A 16778-nucleotide genomic window follows, 5' to 3' on the forward strand; every position below is an offset into this window, starting at 1 on the left:
GCCCTCCGTGCCTCCGTGGTGAACAGTTACCCCCGATGAAGCTCATTGGGTCAATCTGAAAGGTTAACAGATGGGAGAGGGGCAACCCCCTCTCCCATTTTGTGTTACATTCCTACTGGCAAAAGATACAAACTGGCATTTTGTCAGGTATAGAAGCGGAATTATGAGCAATCCCGATCCGATTGTCATTCCCTTAACGCCTCGCCCGCCTTCAAAAAGGCAAAAACAGCAGCGGCGCGAACACTTTCTCATTGTGGGAACCGTGCTGCTGGTGGTCATTGCCTGGCTCTATGGCTACCTGACAGCCGGGGCCGACGTATCGCCACTGGTGGAAAATGTGCTGCCCGGCGCTGCCAGCATTCAGTTCACCGATGGGCTTTTTGTTGGCTACGACGCAGACGGCAATCTGGTGGGCTATGCGGCGGCGGGCAGCGCGCCCGGTTACAGCGGCCCCATCGTGATGCTGGTAGGTGTAGACCCAGATGGCAACCTTCTGGGCGTCATGGTGGTGGAACAAAGTGAATCGCCAGGCTTCTTCCGCCTGGTGGACAACAGCGATTTATTGTCTAGTTACGCCAATAAGCCCCTTACAGCACCTTTGCAACTCGGTGAAGACCTGGATGCCGTGACCGGGGCAACGGTGAGCGCGGAGGGGGTAGCCAGCGCGGTACGCACGGCCGTGCGCGACATAGCCGCCAATGGTCTGAACGTTCCTCTCCCCCCCGAAAAGCAGCCTATCCAGGTCGGTTGGCCGGAGTTGATTCTGGTGCTGCTGTTTGCTTCTGGCTACGTCGGTCACAAGCTGCGCGGCGGCCCCTGGAAGCAGCGCGTGCGCTGGGGCACGCTCATCGCCGGCATGGTATTTCTCGGCTTCATCTACACCGCGCCGCTGACCATCACCATGATCATCTCCCTGCTCAGCGGCTACTGGCCCGACTGGCATAGCAATCTCTACTGGTATATGTTGATCGGCGGCATCTTATTTGTTACCACGGTAGACGCCAAAAACCCCTATTGCAGTTGGTTCTGTCCGTTTGGCGCGTTCCAGGAATGCGTCGCCGCCGTCTCCCGCGCCAAACGGTACCACCCGCGCGATCTGAACGAGCCTTTGAAGTGGGTGCAGCGCGGGCTAGCATTAACGGCCGTTCTCCTGGGTCTGGCGCTGCGCCGACCCGGCGTTGCCGGCTACGAACCCTTTGCCACGCTGTTTGACTTGCGCGGGACACCCGTGCAGTGGGTGTTTCTACTGGTAGTCGTCTTTGCCAGCCTGATGACCTACCGGCCATTTTGTAACTACCTGTGCCCCATTGATCCGGTGGTGGATATGATCGCTGCCGTTCGGCGCTGGTTGAAGGAGGCTTGGGCGCAATGGCGTCAACGAATCATGAAGAGCTAGACCGCGCCGACGCCGCCCGCGCCCGCGCCAAACATGAAAAGGGCAAACGCTTCCTCTTGCTCGGCTTTGTGGGTCTCAGCGTTATCCTGATCGGCCTCATCTGGGCCGAAGGGCTGACCACCGACCAACCAGCCACGCCCAGCTATTATCGGGAGCGATATGAAATGGACCCCAACGTCTATCTAACCATCACCGCCGAAGCGGTAGAGTTTCGGCAGCAGTTAAATGGCACACCCGCTCCCGACGCCGACGAAGGTTCACATGGCTCTGGCAGCGGCCAGGGGCGTGGCCAGGGTGAAGCAACGGCCGTACCCACCCCCACCCGCGAGGCAACCCCAAAACCATGACCCTGGCGAACCTTTCTCCCCCCACCCTGAACCGGCGGCAGTTCTTGCAAATGACAGCCGCGGCTACGGCCGTTTCCGGCGTATGTCTCATCGGCAAACGATGGCCTTTCGGACAACGATTCACCACCTTCCACGAGACGCGCACGCTGATGGGCACGGTCATCAATCTGGCGATCATTGGCGATGACGCCGCCATCGCCCGCAGCGCCATCACCGCCACCTTCGCCGAAATGGAGCGCCTGATTGCCCTCTTCGACCACCGCCAGTCGGGCAGCCCCTTGGCGCGGCTCAACCAGAGCGGCCATCTGGCCGCTCCGCCGACCGAACTGCTAGGCATCATCCAGCAGGCGCGGCAGTACAGCGACCTGACCAGCGGCGCGTTCGACATTTCCGTCAAGCCGCTGCTGGATGCGTATCGCGCCGGACTGCCGGCCGCCGGGCAACGGCCGTTGGTAGACTACCGCCAGATCGAAGCCAGCGCCGGGCACATTCGCCTGGGGCTGCCGGGCATGGCGCTGACGCTGGATGGCATTGCCAAAGGGCGGGTGGTGGATGGAGCAACGGCCGTGTTGCAAACTCACGGCTTTCCCAACATCCTGGTCGAAGCGGGCGGCGATCTGATGGGGTTGGGCGCACATCCCGACGGGACCCCCTGGCGCGTGGGGATCAGCCATCCCCGCGCTACCGCCGGGGCGCTGCTGCGCGTGCTGCCCATCACCATGCGCGCCGCGGCCACCTCTGGCGATTACCAGCACAGCTTCAGCCAAGATTTTCGCCAGCACCACATTCTCGACCCGCGCACCGGGCTTTCGCCGACCGATCTGGCCAGCGTGACCGTGCTGGCTCCCTCGGCCACCGACGCCGATGCGCTGAGTACGGCCGTGATGGTCTTAGGCAGTGATGCAGGGCTGGCGCTCGCCGCTCGCCTGCCCCATGTCGAAGCCCTGGTTGTTACCAAAGCGCTGGAGGTCCGGCAGACAGCCGGCTTTCCGGCCGCAGGAGATGGCAAATTGGAGAGTAGCAAATGAGTGAACCAACCCATGTGACTGCGCCGAACGAACAGCTTGTCCGCTTGGAAACGGCCGTAACCCGCGCCCGCGCCCAGGCCGAGCCAACCGCCCTGATTCACGCCCTCATCCACCTGGCCCAGTGCCATCTGGACGACGGCAACGTCCCCAAAGCGCTTACCCAATACGAAGAAGCCCTGGCCCTGGCCCAGGAAATAAAAGATGAGCCGCTGGAAGCGCGGCTGTGGGGTTATAAGGGGATGTGCCTGATGCGCCTTGGCAATTCCCACTTTGCCCAGATCGCCCTGCACAAATCACAAAACATGGCTAAAGCGCTCAACCATGCACCGCTTTTGGCGGACGCCCTGACCCAACTGGGCAACCTGCAATTGGAGATGGGGCAGGGAACCAAAGCCATCGCCCGCTGGGAACAGGCATATGGCGTGGCCCTTTCGTCCGGCGACCCTTTGCGGGCCATGAGTCTGGCGGGCAAGATAGGCGCCGTTTTTGCCAGCCTGGAATCGTCGGAAAAGGCGTTGGAGTATTTTGGCGCGGCCCAACAGTTGGCGCGACAGTTGGGACAGCGGCCGGCGGAATGTCTTTATCTGCTCCAAATGGGTAATGTATTGCAGGCAAGTGGGGCGGCCGATGGCGCCAGAGAATTGCTGGAAACAGCCCTCAATCTGGCTGCGGAACTGAACAATCCACAGGCCGAAATGAGCGCCCTCGGCAGCCTGATGCGTTTGTATGTGGCCGAGGACAAGCCGAGCATGGTGATGCTCTATGGCGAACAGGTGATTCGCATGGCGCATGAAATACAAGATACAAGCGCAGAAATCGCCAACATCAATCTTTTGGCCGCCTACCTGGTAGAAAAAGGGCAGGCGCGGCGGGCGCTGCCTCATTTACAACGCGGGCTGGCGATTGTCGAAGAGAGTGAGGATTGGTCGTGGCAGATGACAATGCTTAACCAGCTTGGTTATGCCTATTACGATCTGGGCGACCTGGATGCAGCGCTGTCGGCGTATGAGACAGCCTTGAAACGGGCCAGGCAGTTGCAGGATAAGGCAGCCAGCGGGCAGGTTTACGGCCGTCTCAGCGCCGTGTTGGCCGAAACAGGGCAGCTTGCCGAAGCGGTAACGGCCGCGCAGCAAGCACTGGGTTTAGGGCTGGAATTGAACGACGCCATGCTAGTAGGCGAACAGCAAATGATGTTGGCCTTTGCCTACAGCGACCTCGGAGACACGGCCCAGGCGCTGGCCTACTGCCAGCAAGCCATAGAAACCTACCGGGAATTAGGCGAGGAATCGCTGATGGCGAAGGCAGAAACATTGCGCGGCTCCCTTGAGAGAGTTGGGCATGGATAAAACGGTGCTAACTCCGGCTACGTTTTCTGTAACCTCCCATACCTGGCGGGGTATTCCCCCACCAGAGAAACCGCGTCGCCGTTCCAACCCTCAGCGGGTATCCTGTGCCTATCACGCCAAAAGCAAGGCCGTACTATTCCTTTGATGTCATATGGCTCTTCATGACCATAGCCCGCAGTGCAACCTGGTTCCCTTGCCCTCGTGATTTCACCACCAGCGGCACGCTCGTCGTGACCCTGATCAGGAATTTACCTTTGTTATTGGGCAATGGGTTGGCATGATATCTCAACTTTACTCTGGAGGTTATCATGCGCAAACAAAACAAGTCCCGTACCACCCCCACCCAGCCCTGCCGTATCAAGTCGGTCGCCGAACTCAAAAACCAGGCCGTGGTCAATCCCCATGCTGCCGGTCTGGACATCGGTTCCCGCGAGACTTGGACTGCTGCCTCGCCCCATCATGACGGCGAAACGGCCCGCTATTTCGCCACTTTCACCCCAGACCTGGAAGCACTGGCCGATTGGCTGCTTAGTAATCGTCTAAGAATAACTTCCTGTTTTTTAGATTGGACCAATCTTGGAGATTGGTCCAATCTGGGCCATGTAATTTCTAGTTGATCACTTAGTTACGGCGTCACCACCGTGGCCATGGAATCCACCGGCGTCTACCGGATTCCCAACTTTGAACTCCTGGAAGCGCGCGGCATTATCTGTTTCGTGGTCAATGCCTGCCATATCAAGCACATGCCTGGTCGCAAGTCCGACCTGGTGGATTGCCAATGGCTGCAAAAGCTGCATACCCTCGGCCTGCGCAACGCCTCATTTCGTCCCGACGCTGAAATGCGTACCTTGCGCACCTCTGGCCCGGACCGCCTCTAGTCCAGCCATTGGCTGATAGAGAGAGCTTTTGTTCGTGGATATTTTTGAAGCGGGGCATGAGCTGAAAACCCAATAGATGGCAAAAAGCGAAAGCGACTTCACTTTGACCGTGACTGTCCACGTAGTTGCGATCTACCTGCATGGTTGTGCAGTGGCGCAGCACTGCCTCTTTCCTCGTTCTCCTTCTTTGGTCAATTTACCTCGGACTTTGGGCTGGCGATGGCTGGTCTGGTGCTGTCCATGCTGCCGATTATTATTCTCTACCTGGCGCTGCAAAGACAGATACCCCCACAGATTACGTTCTGGCGGGGGATATGCAAAAAATCCAAATTGTTCACTGAAACGGAGGGTATTCCCGTCATCTTGGGGGCGGCTGTGGGAGACAAAAAGAAGCGTGATGCGTGGAAAAAGTTCACGCATCACGCTTCATGCATGTCAGGGGATGGTTCGTGAACCAGAGTGGTTCACGAACCATCCCAACTAAGGTTTGGCAACCACCGGCAAGAAGAGTTGATAATTTTGCGCCGTGGTCGTTAGCTCCGCCGCCACAAACGATTCGCTGTAGGTGTTGGATGTGGCCGTGACTACGGCCGTATCCACATCCCCCTGCACCGCGTCCGCCGGAACCGTCACCGTCACCAACAACTCCACCGTCTCCTGTGGCGCCAGCGTGATTTCCAGGCTGTCGCCCAGATTCGCCACGCTGCTTTGGGCGATGCTGATTTCCCAACCACTCGCGGCTTCAATGGTGAAGGTGTCGGTCATCGGGCCGATGTTGGTCAGCGAGAGGGTGTATTGCACCGTTTCGCCGGGCGGCGCAATCGCGGCGTCTTCTGCGGGAAGCAGTTCCATGTTCACCACCCGCATGGTTGCGGCGACCATCATCGGGTCGTTGTAGCTGTTGCCAAAGTGGATGCTGCCGCTGTACAGACCGGGCAATACGGCCGTTGCATCCCACAGCACCTCCACATCCGCCGTCTCGCTGGCATCCACCACACCACTTGTGGGCGATTGGCTCATCCAGGCCGCGTCCGGCGGTTGTAGGCCACAATCGTAGTTGGTGGAGTCGGGATGCAAGAAGCAGACAGCTAACTCATCCGACAAGACCGCCTGATCGAAGCCATATTGCAAACCGGTTGTCGCGTCGCCCTGAATACCGATGGTGGCGCTATCGCCGGTGAGGTCATTCAAGGTGTGATACTGCATCAGAATGTTGCCCTCTTCAAACAGGATCACCTGGAACGTCACCCGCGAATAAGGCCAGGAGCCAGACTCCACATTCGTCCATTGGATGATCACCCGCCGGTAGGGGGCCACGCCCTGCACCTGGTAATGGGTTTGCACGCTGGTGTCGTAGGTGTGGTTGCCCCACAGCGGTGCGATGAAGGTTTGCACACCATCCATCATGTCGGTGGGAATGGGTTGGTTGCCGCCAAAGTTGGGGTCTGGCTGCCGATCTTCAAAGAAGACCTGCCCATAAGAGCCAACCGCCAGTTCATTGTAGCTGCTGCCATAGAAGGTGAAGGCGAAAGGAATGGGCAATGGCGCGTAAAAGTCGTTGGCTCCGCTTAGGCCCAGAGATGTGCCCGTGGCGCTGATGTCTACCCAGTTGTAAGCAATGGGCGTATCCGGCGCGTTGCTGTCCAGGCAGCTATAGCCAAAGGCATCGGCTGCGCCGCAGGAGGTGTAGGGGACGGTGGGCAGCATGTTGCCGCTCCAGTCGCTGTCGAACACAGTGAAGTCGAAGGGCGCATTGCCGTCGTTGGTCAGGCTGAAGCTGCTTACGGCCGTATCGCCCACAGGCACCACCTCATGCAGGGCAGCGGGGCTGTAGCTGATCTCTGGTTCGCTGGCAATGAGGGCAAAGTTGGTGGTGGTGGTGGCGTTGGCAACGGCCGTTACCACCACACTTTGCGGCACATATCCGGCACGGCTCACCTGGATGGTGTAATCGCCCGGCTGCACCGTCAGATTGTAAGCGTCTTTGCTTTGGCCGGTGTACGCAAAGCCATTCGGCCCCGTTACATCAATGCGGGCCGGCAGCGGATCGCCGGTGGCGGCAGCGGTAATCGCGCCATCCAGCGTTGCACAATTGGTACAGCCCAACGCCAGACTGACGGGCAGATTGGCCGGTTCATTGATGAAGTTGCCGTCGAAGACCATCTCCGAAGCGTAATCACCCGTTTGCGCCATGTTCCGCAAGTCGAACACCAGGTCAAACGTCATCTGCATTCCCGGCGGCACTTCCATGCGATAGGTGGGGAAGTTGACCCATTCCGCCGCATCGGAGGCAATCGCCAAACCGCCCATGTTGCTCAACCCCATATCGGCAATTTCTGTAGCCGCGCCGGTGGCTGTGCTCACCAGATAGAGCTTCTGCACAAATGGGAAGCCCGACACATCGGTCGCGGCATAATACAGTTGGTTGGTGGCGGAATCCCAGGCCAGCCCTTGCAAGAAGGTGTTGGCGTCGAAACCCAAACTGCCCACGATGGTAGCCGCGCCGGTTGTCGGATCAATGGCGATCAGCGCATCGTTGTCCATGTCAATGGTGTAGAGATTGCCCGCATCATCAGCCGTTAGCGAATCCAGACAGCCGGTTCCGGTAATGGGAGCCACAAAGGTGGCGGCGGCAGTGGTCACATCCACGGTGTACAGGCTGTAGCCCAGGTAGCATTCATAGGCGTGCAGGATGTACATTTTGTCGGTGACGGGTTCATAGGCCATGCCGGAGTAGGTGGTGTAGGTGGAGATCATCGGCAGTGCGCCAATCACCTCTTTGTCGCCGGTGGGCACATCCAGGGCAATGAGCTTGCTTTCTTCAAAGGCGTAGAGCCGGGAATAGTCATCGTCCCAGAAGTCACCGCCGCGCAGGGAGCCATGATCGGCAATGACATTGCCGCTGGATTCAATGGAGCCGGGGGTGTTCAGGTTGAACCAGGCCAACGCGCCGCCAATCCCTTCTTGTTGTACGCCGTAGGCCAGAATGTCTACGGGAGCCAATATGTTCACACCGGGATTGGTGATGGCGGACAGGGCGGCGCTGCGTACCGCTGCGGGCACGTCGAAGTTGTCCATGCGCACGGCAAAGGTCATGGTGGTGGTGCCGGTGTTGGAGACGGTGACGGTTTCGGTGATCTGGTCGCCAATTTCCGCCGTGACGGCGACGCTGGCCGGGGCGTACTCTAAGAAGCTGGCCGCCGGGGTGAGGCTGATGTCGGTGGTGGTGGTGGTGGCGCTAACGGCCGTTACCTGCACCACTTCACTCAGATAACCCACCGCGGTCGCCGTGATGGTGTAATCGCCCGCCGGCACAGTCACCGCATAGCTTTCTACGCCGGTGAGCTGAATGTCCATGCCCGTGTCGCCGGTGATGTGCAGATTGGCGGCCACGGCCTCGTTAAACCAGGCATCCAGCACATCGCCGTTCAACACGCCGCAATCGGCGCAGGTGACGTGCAGGGTAATGGGTTGGGAGGCCAGCGCGTTGACATGCGTGCCGCTGAAGGCCAGCCCGCCGCTGTAATCACCCAGGTCATAGAGACCGGTAGTGTCGAGCGCCACCGTCACGTCCACACTGCTGTTGGCGGGGATGGCGAGTTGATCAGGAACGGCCGTTGCCCAGGGCAATGGCGCGGAAGCAAAAGCAATCCACGTCGGCGCAATCAGACCATCGTTACCCGGCGCAACCGAGCCAAACTGCTCCACAAAGGTCGTTGCACCCGTTTGCAAATCCACGGTATACAGACTGCTGTTGGTGGTAAAGCTAAACACCGTCACATACATCTGCCGAGTTACCGGGTCCCAATCCATACCGCTGTTAAATTCCGTAACAGGCTGCATCCCACCAGAGGTGATGTACGTAACCACCAGCGTCTCCAGATCAACCGTCGCCAAATCCTGACTCCATCTATCATGGAGATAGAGTGTGCCGGTATCATCAAAAGCCAGCGAGCCGATTTCCATCTGGAATGGCGAGAGCAGAGCACCCAGCAGCGTGGTTTGCGCTGTATTCACATCAATGGTGTGCAGGCTTTTGCCGCCCGTACCAAAGAAGTCGGCATAGCTGCTGATGACGTACATCTGATTCGTGACCGGATCGTACCCCATGGCGCTGTATTGTTCCCAGCCGGGTGCGGCTGGCAATGTGCCCACAACGGTTATCGCTCCGGTGAGGGTGTCAATCTTGACCAGTTGGTCATTGCTGTTGTCGGAATCGCCCAGATCGGCCAGGGCATAGACCACGGAGAAATCATCGCCGAAGAAGTCGCCGCCAACGGAGCCGCCCAACGGGAAGCTGCCCAGCAAAGTCAAATCGGTGGGATCGTTGTGGCTGAAGTGGAAGATGGTTGGCTGTGGCGCTACGCTGGCGTAGATGCCATAGGTGCGATCCAGCAGGGTGGTGTAAGGAGTGAGCGCTACCTCCACATCCAGCGGCCCGGAGGCGCTGAGGGTGACGGTTTGGGTTACCACATCGCCTAATTCCACCGTATCTTCCACGGCGGCCGGGGCATAGCTGAGCAGGCTGCCTTGCAGGACCACATCCAGCGTGGTGGCGCTGCTGTCGTTGATCACAACGCCGCTAAAGGTTTGGCTTTGGTAGTTGGCGGCGGCCACAGTGACGGTATAGGAACCGGTGCGCAAATCGCTGCTGTAGCTGCCGTTAGCATTGGTGTAGAAGGTGATGGGGAAGCTGCCGTTATCGGCCGTAACTGCTGCGTTTTTAATCGGCAAAGTGGAATCGAGGTCGGTGACGACGCCAGTTAACGAGCCGTATTCTACGCCATTGCTGCACCAATCCAGTGCCGTTGCCAACACCTCTTGCCGCGCGGCGTCATCGGCGGCTTCCAGGGGGAAGCCCAGGGTGGTGGATTTGAACAGGGCATTGTCTACGTTTACCCCGGCGAAATCTGCGCCCGCCACAAAGGCCGGTTGGCCGAGGGCGTTGGCGAGGATCGCTTTGGGGCTTTCATAAAAGGGATAGGTGAGGCTGTAGGGGCCAAGACCGCCATACACCACCCAGTCGCCGCTGACGGAGTAGTAGGGTGGGTAAGGGCCAAAGAAGGAGCGCGTGCCCAGATATTGGCTGCGGAAGGCGGTCATGTTGTTCAAATAGGATTGGCTGGAGATGAAGACGCAGTTGTCTTGCGGCAGCCAGGCGGTCATTGCGGCTTCGGTGGCGGGGCTGGGGCCGGCGCTGTAATCGCCGCCGGTGAACCAGATGACCATGTTGTAGGGGGCGAGGTCGCTTTCTTGCGGTTGGTTTTCGCCGCCGTTGGTGTCCCAAACATCATAACCCTGAGCCAGGGCGTCGAGGGCGTCGGTGTAGCTGCTGCGGACATCGGGGAAGTTGTCGTCGTCGTCTACCAGCAGGATGGCGGGGGCGTTGAGGGTGGTGAAGCTGAAGGCGGCGGAGGTTGTGTCGCCGCAGCCGTTGTTGCTGATCACGCGCCAGTAGTAGATGGTGTTGGTGTCCAGGTAGGCGGCGGGGGTGTGGCTGGCGTCGCTGGTTTCGGCGCTGTGGATGATGTTGGTGAAAGCAGCGTCGGTGGCGATTTCGATGGTGTAGGTAACGGCCGTTGCGTCCGCGCTCCAGCTAAAGGTGGGGGTGACGGGTTGGTCTACGGCCGTATCCGCCGGAGCAGTGAGCGTGACCCCAGTCGGAACCACATCCGCCAGGTGCAGGTCTACATCGGTGGCATGAAGGAGCGCCCCTTCGGCGCCGGTAATGGTCAGCGTGTAGCTGCCGGGCGCAGCCCCCGCCAGCGTGGAGAGAGTGAGGGTGGTGGCGTTATCCGGCGTGACCGGGTTCGCGCCAAAGGTTACTGTGGCCCCGGCTGGTTCGCCGCTGGCACTGAGTGTGACCGGGTTGGCAAAGCCGCCGATGCTGGCTAAGGCCACATCGTACACGGCGGAATCGGTGGTGCAGACGGACTGGCTGGCAGGAACGGCCGTTAGCACAAAGTCCGCCGGGTAATCAATCCGCTCCGAGAACACGTCGGGGTCATACACCGCCGCGGTAATGTTGCGATTATCGGACCAGAACAGGTAGGCGCTGTCGGTGGTTTGCAGTTGTTGATCGTAAAAGCCGTGATAGCACTGCATGACACTGGGGTCGGCAAAGACAGGCGACTGCACATCGCTGACGGCCTGGCTGGCTTCCCACGTAACCCCGTTGTCAAACGAGGTACGCATGTAATACTTGAACAAGAAGTTGTTGGCGGCATCGTCGCGCCGGTCGTACCAACTGGCGGCGACACGGCCGTGTTCATTCACGCTGAGGGTGGGGAAATATTGGTCGGTGGTGGTGGCGTCATCGTTGAGGCGGATTTCCGGCTCCCACGTTTGCCCATTGTCCAGCGACCGGCGGTAGAAGACATCCACCACATCCCCCGTATCAAAGCCATCGGGGTCATAGCTGTAGACCATGTGCAACACGCCATCGGCTCCGGCCACAAGTTGCGGTGGTGGCGGATAATAGGCAATGCCGCCCAGCAAGCCCGGCACGCGGAAACCGCAATCCACGGTGGCGGCGCGGGGCATTACGGCAGAGGGTAGCGGGGAAGCGATGGGGGCAAAGTTGTCGCCGCCATTGTTGGAGTGCACGCCCTCGATGGAGAAAGCCCAGGCGCTATCCCAGGGATAGCTGTTTTGGTTCCACAGAATGTACACAGCCCCATCCGGGCCGGTGGTGACCCAAGGGGTTTGGGTGATGTAGTCGAAATTGGTATTGCTGCTGACGGTGACGCGCCCGCTCCAGGTGGTGGCGTCATCGGAGCGGCTGAATTGGATGGTATCGAATTCGCCATACCAGACAACATAGAAACGGCCGTAATACGGGCTAGACGGGCTGTTATCCACAGCCAAAATCTGCATGTCATCCACCCCATATTCCAGACGCAAATCCAGGCTGGAGAAGTAGTCGAAGCTCTGGCAATCATCGGTGGAGCGCCAGACCCCTGTCCCCTGGTCTTGATCCAGCGGTGACGAGAGGTAGAAATAGCCATCGCTGGCCCGCCAGACGAGGCTGGGGTTGCCATAATTCAGCACCGAATCATCAATGCTCCCCTTATCCTCAAAGGAATCGCCATTGTCGGTGGAGCGGCTAAAGCCGATGTACCCTTTGCCTTCGTTCTGTCCATGAAACACATCTATATAGGCGGTGCAGACGGTGCCGGTGCTGGCGTTGATGGCGCTGCTGGTGGTGCTTTGGGCGTAGGCTTGCCCGCCATCGCCGCTGGGGTCGTTGACCGGCACGTCGGGATTGAGCGCCAGTTGCACGACGGGCGCGGCGTTAGCGGTTTGTGGCGCTTTTTCCGGCGCCACCCCGCACAGGTCGCGCAGCCAGATGGAGGCGACGCCGGTATAGGTGGACTCCGGGTTGGTTAATTCGGCGCAGATGGCCGGGGGGCCGACTGTGCCGCTGCCTTCATCGGCGCGGGTGATGCCAAAGGAGGCCAGGATGAGAACGGCCGTTAGCAAAGCCACCGCCGCTGTTCCCCAAAAAAATCGTTTCTTGTGCATATTTCTCTCCTCTAATCTAAATAACTAATTGGGCGTGATGCGTGATGCGTAAGGATTCACGCATTACGAAACCTATTTGATGATGAATGGCAGGAAGATGTCGTAGTCGTGCATCTGCGGTGCTACCGTTACCGTAATTGGCACGCGGATGAATGGCTCACTGCCGTCGGTGATGGCGTTGCTGTCCAGGCAGAGTACGGCCGTGTACACACCATCCTCTAGCCCCTGGGTATCCACCGTCAGCGCCAGATCGCTGCTGCCACCCGGTGCGGTCACGCCGCTGGTGGGGCTGACACTCAGCCAATCTATGTCGGCGGCGCCGCACTTTTCGCCAAAGCCGCGAATCATCCAGTTGCCCGGTGCGCCAAAGGTATCCACCAACCCCCAGTCCTGATCGGCCGGAATCGTTGGCGGATCGGCAGGCGCGCCCGCACTGTATAGGCCAATCCAGGAGCGTTGGCGGCTGGAGGTGGCATCCATCGCCGCCGGATAGCCGCCGCTGGCAATACCGGCGGTGCGGTTTACCACCGCAATCAGCACATCGCCGGGGCCAGTTAGACGAAGCGGCTGGTCGAATTGGTAGGTGGAAAAGTCGGTGCCATTGGCAAATTGCACCGGCGCATTGTGGATACTGCCCACATGCACCGCCCCGCTGTTCGGGTTGCCATCGGCGTCCTGATAGACGTAAATGTCTACCAATTCGCCCACCTGCACGCCGGTCAGCGCCGTCGCGTCGAACAAAATCTGCACGGTGGTGAGGGCAAATGGGTAATCTATCTGGCGCGGGGTGAAGCGGTTGAGCCAGATGAACTCCCGTCCATTGGCGCCGAAGCTGGTCTCCGGCGATCCGTCGTCTAAAGTCAGAGCGATGGTTTGGCCACTGCTGGGCTGATTGGCAGACCAAGCAGTCGCCGGTGGGTTGGGATTGGTCATTTGACTAAAGGGGGCGAAGCTACCGATGGTTTGAAAGTAGGTGGGGTCGGCGACCGAGTCTTCCCCGACCGGAGCTTCCCCGACCGGGGCTTCCCCGGCCAAATCCAGCGTGATCTGGCTGGCGGCGCTTTCCTGGCTTACCGTCCAGTTGAGGGCAATATCACCAGGGTTACTTATGGTGAGGGTGTGGGTGTGTACCTGGTTTGTCCCCTGGGAGATGTCTAGCTCATTGCTGCTCAGGCTGACCAGGGCGGCGCCGGTGTACACAATGTCCAGATTGATCACGCCCACGTTGTCTGTATGGGCGGCGTCTGTGCCCATGACCACTGCGCCATAGGCGCGGTCGCCGGGGGTCAGCGCCTCTTTTTGCCAGTTGACGGTGACGGCAAAGGGCTGCCCGGCCGGAACGGTGGCCGGGCCGGTGGCGTTGACGTTGCCATTGTCGTTGCTGACAACGGCCGTTATCAGTACAGCCAAATCCGGCGCGTTGTCACTTTCTTGCCAATTTTGCACCAGCACCCACCATATACCGGCGGCCGGGTTGGGCACATGACAATACTCCATAGGATGCGGGGAGGTGCTGTTGCACACTTGCGTCTGCGCCGAGGGGGTGTCCCCCGTACCCACGAACAGGTCCATATCAGTAGCGGTAGATTCGGTGGTTTCGGCCACCAGTCGCAGCGCATCGGCAGGCACAGTCATGGTAATAAAGAAGGTTGTGCCGTCATTCAAATTGTCGAATGGGTCTTCAGGCGTGGGGTCTTCCAGCAGGTTAGCGGTGGTGACATCGCCGATGGTCAGCCCCACAGGCGTCAGGGTGAGATCGGAAATTTGGCGGGCGATTACTGGCACATCCACACGGCCGTCTTTGAAGTGGCTGGTTTCCAGCACCCGATCTACCAGGATAGAACTGGTGGGTAGGAGGGCAATGGGGAAATGAGCTTGAGGAACGTCGGTGTCATCTGGTTGCAGGGCAAAGCTGACAAAATGCCAGGCGCCATCCGGGGCAAATTGTTCCACATTGGCGCTAATGGTGAGGGTTTGGCTCTGCCCAGGGGCGATGTCGAACTGAGTAGGCGTAATGGTGAGGTCAATGCCCGCGATTTCGGGGACAACGGCCGTCCACGTCACCGTGTAGGGCAATGTGCTGCGTACCGTCCGCTGCCAACTGCATTCCGCCAGGCATTGGCTGTTAGCCAACGAAGCGATATTCAGCTCGGCCGGATTGCCGCCTGCTGCCGGGTTGGCCGCCGGGTAGCTGCTGGTTTCTTCATGCAAGACCAACCCTGCTTTGCTGGCGACAAACAAGTCCAGCCGCCCTGCGCCCATGTCAAAGGCATCGGCCTGAGTGACGCCGTCATGCTTCAGGTGGTTGGGGTTAGAAGTTGTCATGAGGGCCGATTCGATTTCGGCGGGCGACCAGTCTGGGTGCAGGGCTACGAGCAAAGCGGCCGCTCCGGCGACATGCGGGCTGGACATGGAGGTACCGGAGATAGCCTGAAACAGTGCGCCGGTGGGAGCGCCATTGGCAAAGGGGGTTTGTCCGGCCAAAATTTGCACGCCTGGCCCGGTGATGCTGGGCTTGACGTAGTTGCTGCCACCATGCTGGATGGGGCCGCGCGAACTGAAGGCGGCCATCTGGTCTACGGGTACGCGGGGGTCAGGGGCTAATACGGCCGTGCTGCCAGTAAAAGAAACTGTCACCGGCGACTGGTCGGCGATGTGCTGACGCAGTAACGCGCCCGCCGCCGCATCCACATGCACGGCGGGCAAGGGATAGGGGTCGGTGGCTAAATCGCCGGGTTCGGCGTTAGCCAGAATCAGGCCGCCCGCGCCACCGGCATCCACGTTGACGCCTTTGTCTACGCGAGCATTGATGCCCCGTTCGCACAATACCACCTCATTGGCGGCGAAGGTTCCGGGGGCAAAGGGGTTGAGGCAGAGACGGCCGTTTTGCCCCAGCGTATCGGTGTAATCGGCGGCGTCCACCAGCACAAAATCGGTCACGCCACCGGTGAGGGTGGCGCCATACAACGGCACAGTGGTGGAAATGGTCGGCGTGATGGTGATGTCGCTGAGGTATTGGCGGTTGCTAGTGCTGGCCGCTACGGTGGTTACCCAAGGGGCGTCGCCGGGAGAAGCGACAGTGCTGGCTCCTGGCCCGCTGTTACCGGCGGAAACGGCGGCAAACACACCGGCGGCGCGGGCGTTCAAAAAGGCCAACGCCGTCAGCTCTTGCCAGGGGTCGCGGCTGGAACCACCAATGGAGTAGTTGATCACATCCACGCCATCGGCGACGGCGCGGTCAATGGCGGCGACCAGATCAGAGGTCAGACCACCGTAGGGGCCGAGCGCTTTGTAGGCAGACACATAGGCGCGGGGAGCAATGCCGGAGACGGTTCCGCGCGGTATGCCCAGCAGGGTGGCGGGGACGTTTTCGTTACCGGCGGCGGTGGAGGCGGTATGCGTGCCGTGTCCGTTGTCGTCGCGGGCGGAGTGAAAATCGCCGTTGTAGGTTCCGCCCATGGCAGCCACGTAGGCTTCCAGAAAGAATTGAGCGCCAATCAGTTTGTCGTTGCAGAAATAGTAGTTTTGCCCGTCGGCGGGGGGCTGACAGTAACCGCCCCAGAAATCCGGGGGCGGCGGGTAGCTGCCGTCGTCGGTGAAGGAGGGGTGTTCCGGCCAGATGCCGGTGTCTATGACGCCAACGATGACGCCGTCGCCTTTGGTTCCGGGCAGGCCGCCGGTGGCGCTGCCGTCCCACAGGGCGGTAGCGCCAATGAAGGCGGGGGTGGCGTCGGTGGTGGGGAAGTGCCATTCGTCGCGGATAACGGCCGTTACACCAGGCATTTTGGCGGCGGCTTCGGCTTCTTCAGCACTCAACTGTACAGTGATGCCATTGAGGGCAACGGTGAATTGGTAGAAGGGGGTGAGGGTATGGCCGTAGGCGACGCTGAGGGTGTGCAGGAGGTTGTTTTGTACGGCCGTCAGGTAGGCGTGGTAGCTACGGCCGTTGACGCTGGTCATATCCAGCCGTTGGTCGCCGGTGGCGGCGGGGCTGGTAGCGGCAAAACCCAACTTGCCGTCCGCATAACTGGCCAGCGGCGCATCGGCCAGCACAATGATGTAGGTGTGGGGCTGGGGTAAATCCCGCGCTGCTTGTTTGGTGGGGTTATCGCTGGTAACGAGCGAGATGTCATCGGGAGCGGTGGCGATGGGCTGCCGGGTGGTGGTTGTTTCGTTGAGGGCAAAAGCGGCCGAAATAAGACCCATTGTCGCCAAGAGTGTCACTAAAATGAGCCATAGACGTTGTTGCATACGGTTTC

The 16778-nt window shown here is 59.8% G+C and carries 9 protein-coding genes and 1 pseudogene; 7 read left to right on the plus strand and 3 right to left on the minus strand.

Annotation, left to right across the window (positions count from 1 at the left end):
• Window positions 1–163 precede the first annotated feature (163 nt).
• The 6 genes from IPM39_10855 (at window position 164) to IPM39_10880 (ending at window position 4995) form a co-directional block, all read left to right on the plus strand.
• Window positions 164–1396, plus strand: a complete 1233-nt coding sequence (locus tag IPM39_10855) for an FMN-binding protein (GenBank protein ID MBK8986563.1) — start codon at window positions 164–166, stop codon at window positions 1394–1396.
• Window positions 1369–1743 (plus strand): hypothetical protein, encoded by a 375-nt coding sequence (locus IPM39_10860; protein MBK8986564.1) that lies wholly within the window; start codon window positions 1369–1371, stop codon window positions 1741–1743. The genes IPM39_10855 and IPM39_10860 overlap by 28 nt, the downstream gene beginning before the upstream one ends.
• Entirely contained in the window at window positions 1740–2771 is a 1032-nt protein-coding gene (locus IPM39_10865; GenBank protein ID MBK8986565.1) for an FAD:protein FMN transferase, read from the plus strand. Before IPM39_10860 ends, IPM39_10865 begins: the two co-directional genes overlap by 4 nt.
• Window positions 2768–4117 (plus strand): tetratricopeptide repeat protein, encoded by a 1350-nt coding sequence (locus IPM39_10870; protein ID MBK8986566.1) that lies wholly within the window; start codon window positions 2768–2770, stop codon window positions 4115–4117. The genes IPM39_10865 and IPM39_10870 overlap by 4 nt, the downstream gene beginning before the upstream one ends.
• A 308-nt stretch (window positions 4118–4425) precedes the next feature.
• A complete protein-coding gene (locus tag IPM39_10875; GenBank protein MBK8986567.1) occupies window positions 4426–4734 on the plus strand; it encodes a hypothetical protein in 309 nt (102 codons plus the stop codon).
• 30 nt (window positions 4735–4764) lie between these two features.
• Window positions 4765–4995: a hypothetical protein gene (locus IPM39_10880; protein ID MBK8986568.1), complete on the plus strand. Its 231-nt coding sequence runs from the start codon at window positions 4765–4767 to the stop codon at window positions 4993–4995.
• 16 nt (window positions 4996–5011) lie between these two features.
• On the opposite strand, the pseudogene IPM39_10885 reads toward IPM39_10880, so the two are convergent.
• Window positions 5012–5164, minus strand: a pseudogene (locus IPM39_10885) (Tn3 family transposase).
• Here IPM39_10885 and IPM39_10890 point away from each other — a divergent pair.
• Complete coding sequence (locus tag IPM39_10890) at window positions 5140–5448, plus strand: hypothetical protein (GenBank protein MBK8986569.1); 309 nt, start codon at window positions 5140–5142, stop codon at window positions 5446–5448. The pseudogene IPM39_10885 and the gene IPM39_10890 overlap by 25 nt on opposite strands.
• A gap of 27 nt (window positions 5449–5475) precedes the next feature.
• On the opposite strand, the gene IPM39_10895 is transcribed toward IPM39_10890, so the two are convergent.
• Entirely contained in the window at window positions 5476–12519 is a 7044-nt protein-coding gene (locus IPM39_10895; GenBank protein ID MBK8986570.1) for a carboxypeptidase regulatory-like domain-containing protein, read from the minus strand.
• A 72-nt stretch (window positions 12520–12591) separates the two neighbouring features.
• The gene (locus tag IPM39_10900; protein ID MBK8986571.1) at window positions 12592–16770 is read right to left on the minus strand and encodes a S8 family serine peptidase; all 4179 of its coding nucleotides are present in this window, start codon (window positions 16768–16770) and stop codon (window positions 12592–12594) included.
• Window positions 16771–16778 lie beyond the last annotated feature (8 nt).

This window comes from Candidatus Leptovillus gracilis (genome assembly GCA_016716065.1).
In the GTDB taxonomy this organism is placed as follows: domain Bacteria; phylum Chloroflexota; class Anaerolineae; order Promineifilales; family Promineifilaceae; genus Leptovillus; species Leptovillus gracilis.

Coding starts and splice junctions, on each gene's coding strand:
- IPM39_10855 (MBK8986563.1), top strand. CDS start 164: ATGAGCAATCCCGATCCGATTGTCATTCCCTTAACGCCTCGCCCGCCT.
- IPM39_10860 (MBK8986564.1), top strand. CDS start 1,369: ATGGCGTCAACGAATCATGAAGAGCTAGACCGCGCCGACGCCGCCCGC.
- IPM39_10865 (MBK8986565.1), top strand. CDS start 1,740: ATGACCCTGGCGAACCTTTCTCCCCCCACCCTGAACCGGCGGCAGTTC.
- IPM39_10870 (MBK8986566.1), top strand. CDS start 2,768: ATGAGTGAACCAACCCATGTGACTGCGCCGAACGAACAGCTTGTCCGC.
- IPM39_10875 (MBK8986567.1), top strand. CDS start 4,426: ATGCGCAAACAAAACAAGTCCCGTACCACCCCCACCCAGCCCTGCCGT.
- IPM39_10880 (MBK8986568.1), top strand. CDS start 4,765: ATGGAATCCACCGGCGTCTACCGGATTCCCAACTTTGAACTCCTGGAA.
- IPM39_10895 (MBK8986570.1), bottom strand. CDS start 12,519: ATGCACAAGAAACGATTTTTTTGGGGAACAGCGGCGGTGGCTTTGCTA.
- IPM39_10900 (MBK8986571.1), bottom strand. CDS start 16,770: ATGCAACAACGTCTATGGCTCATTTTAGTGACACTCTTGGCGACAATG.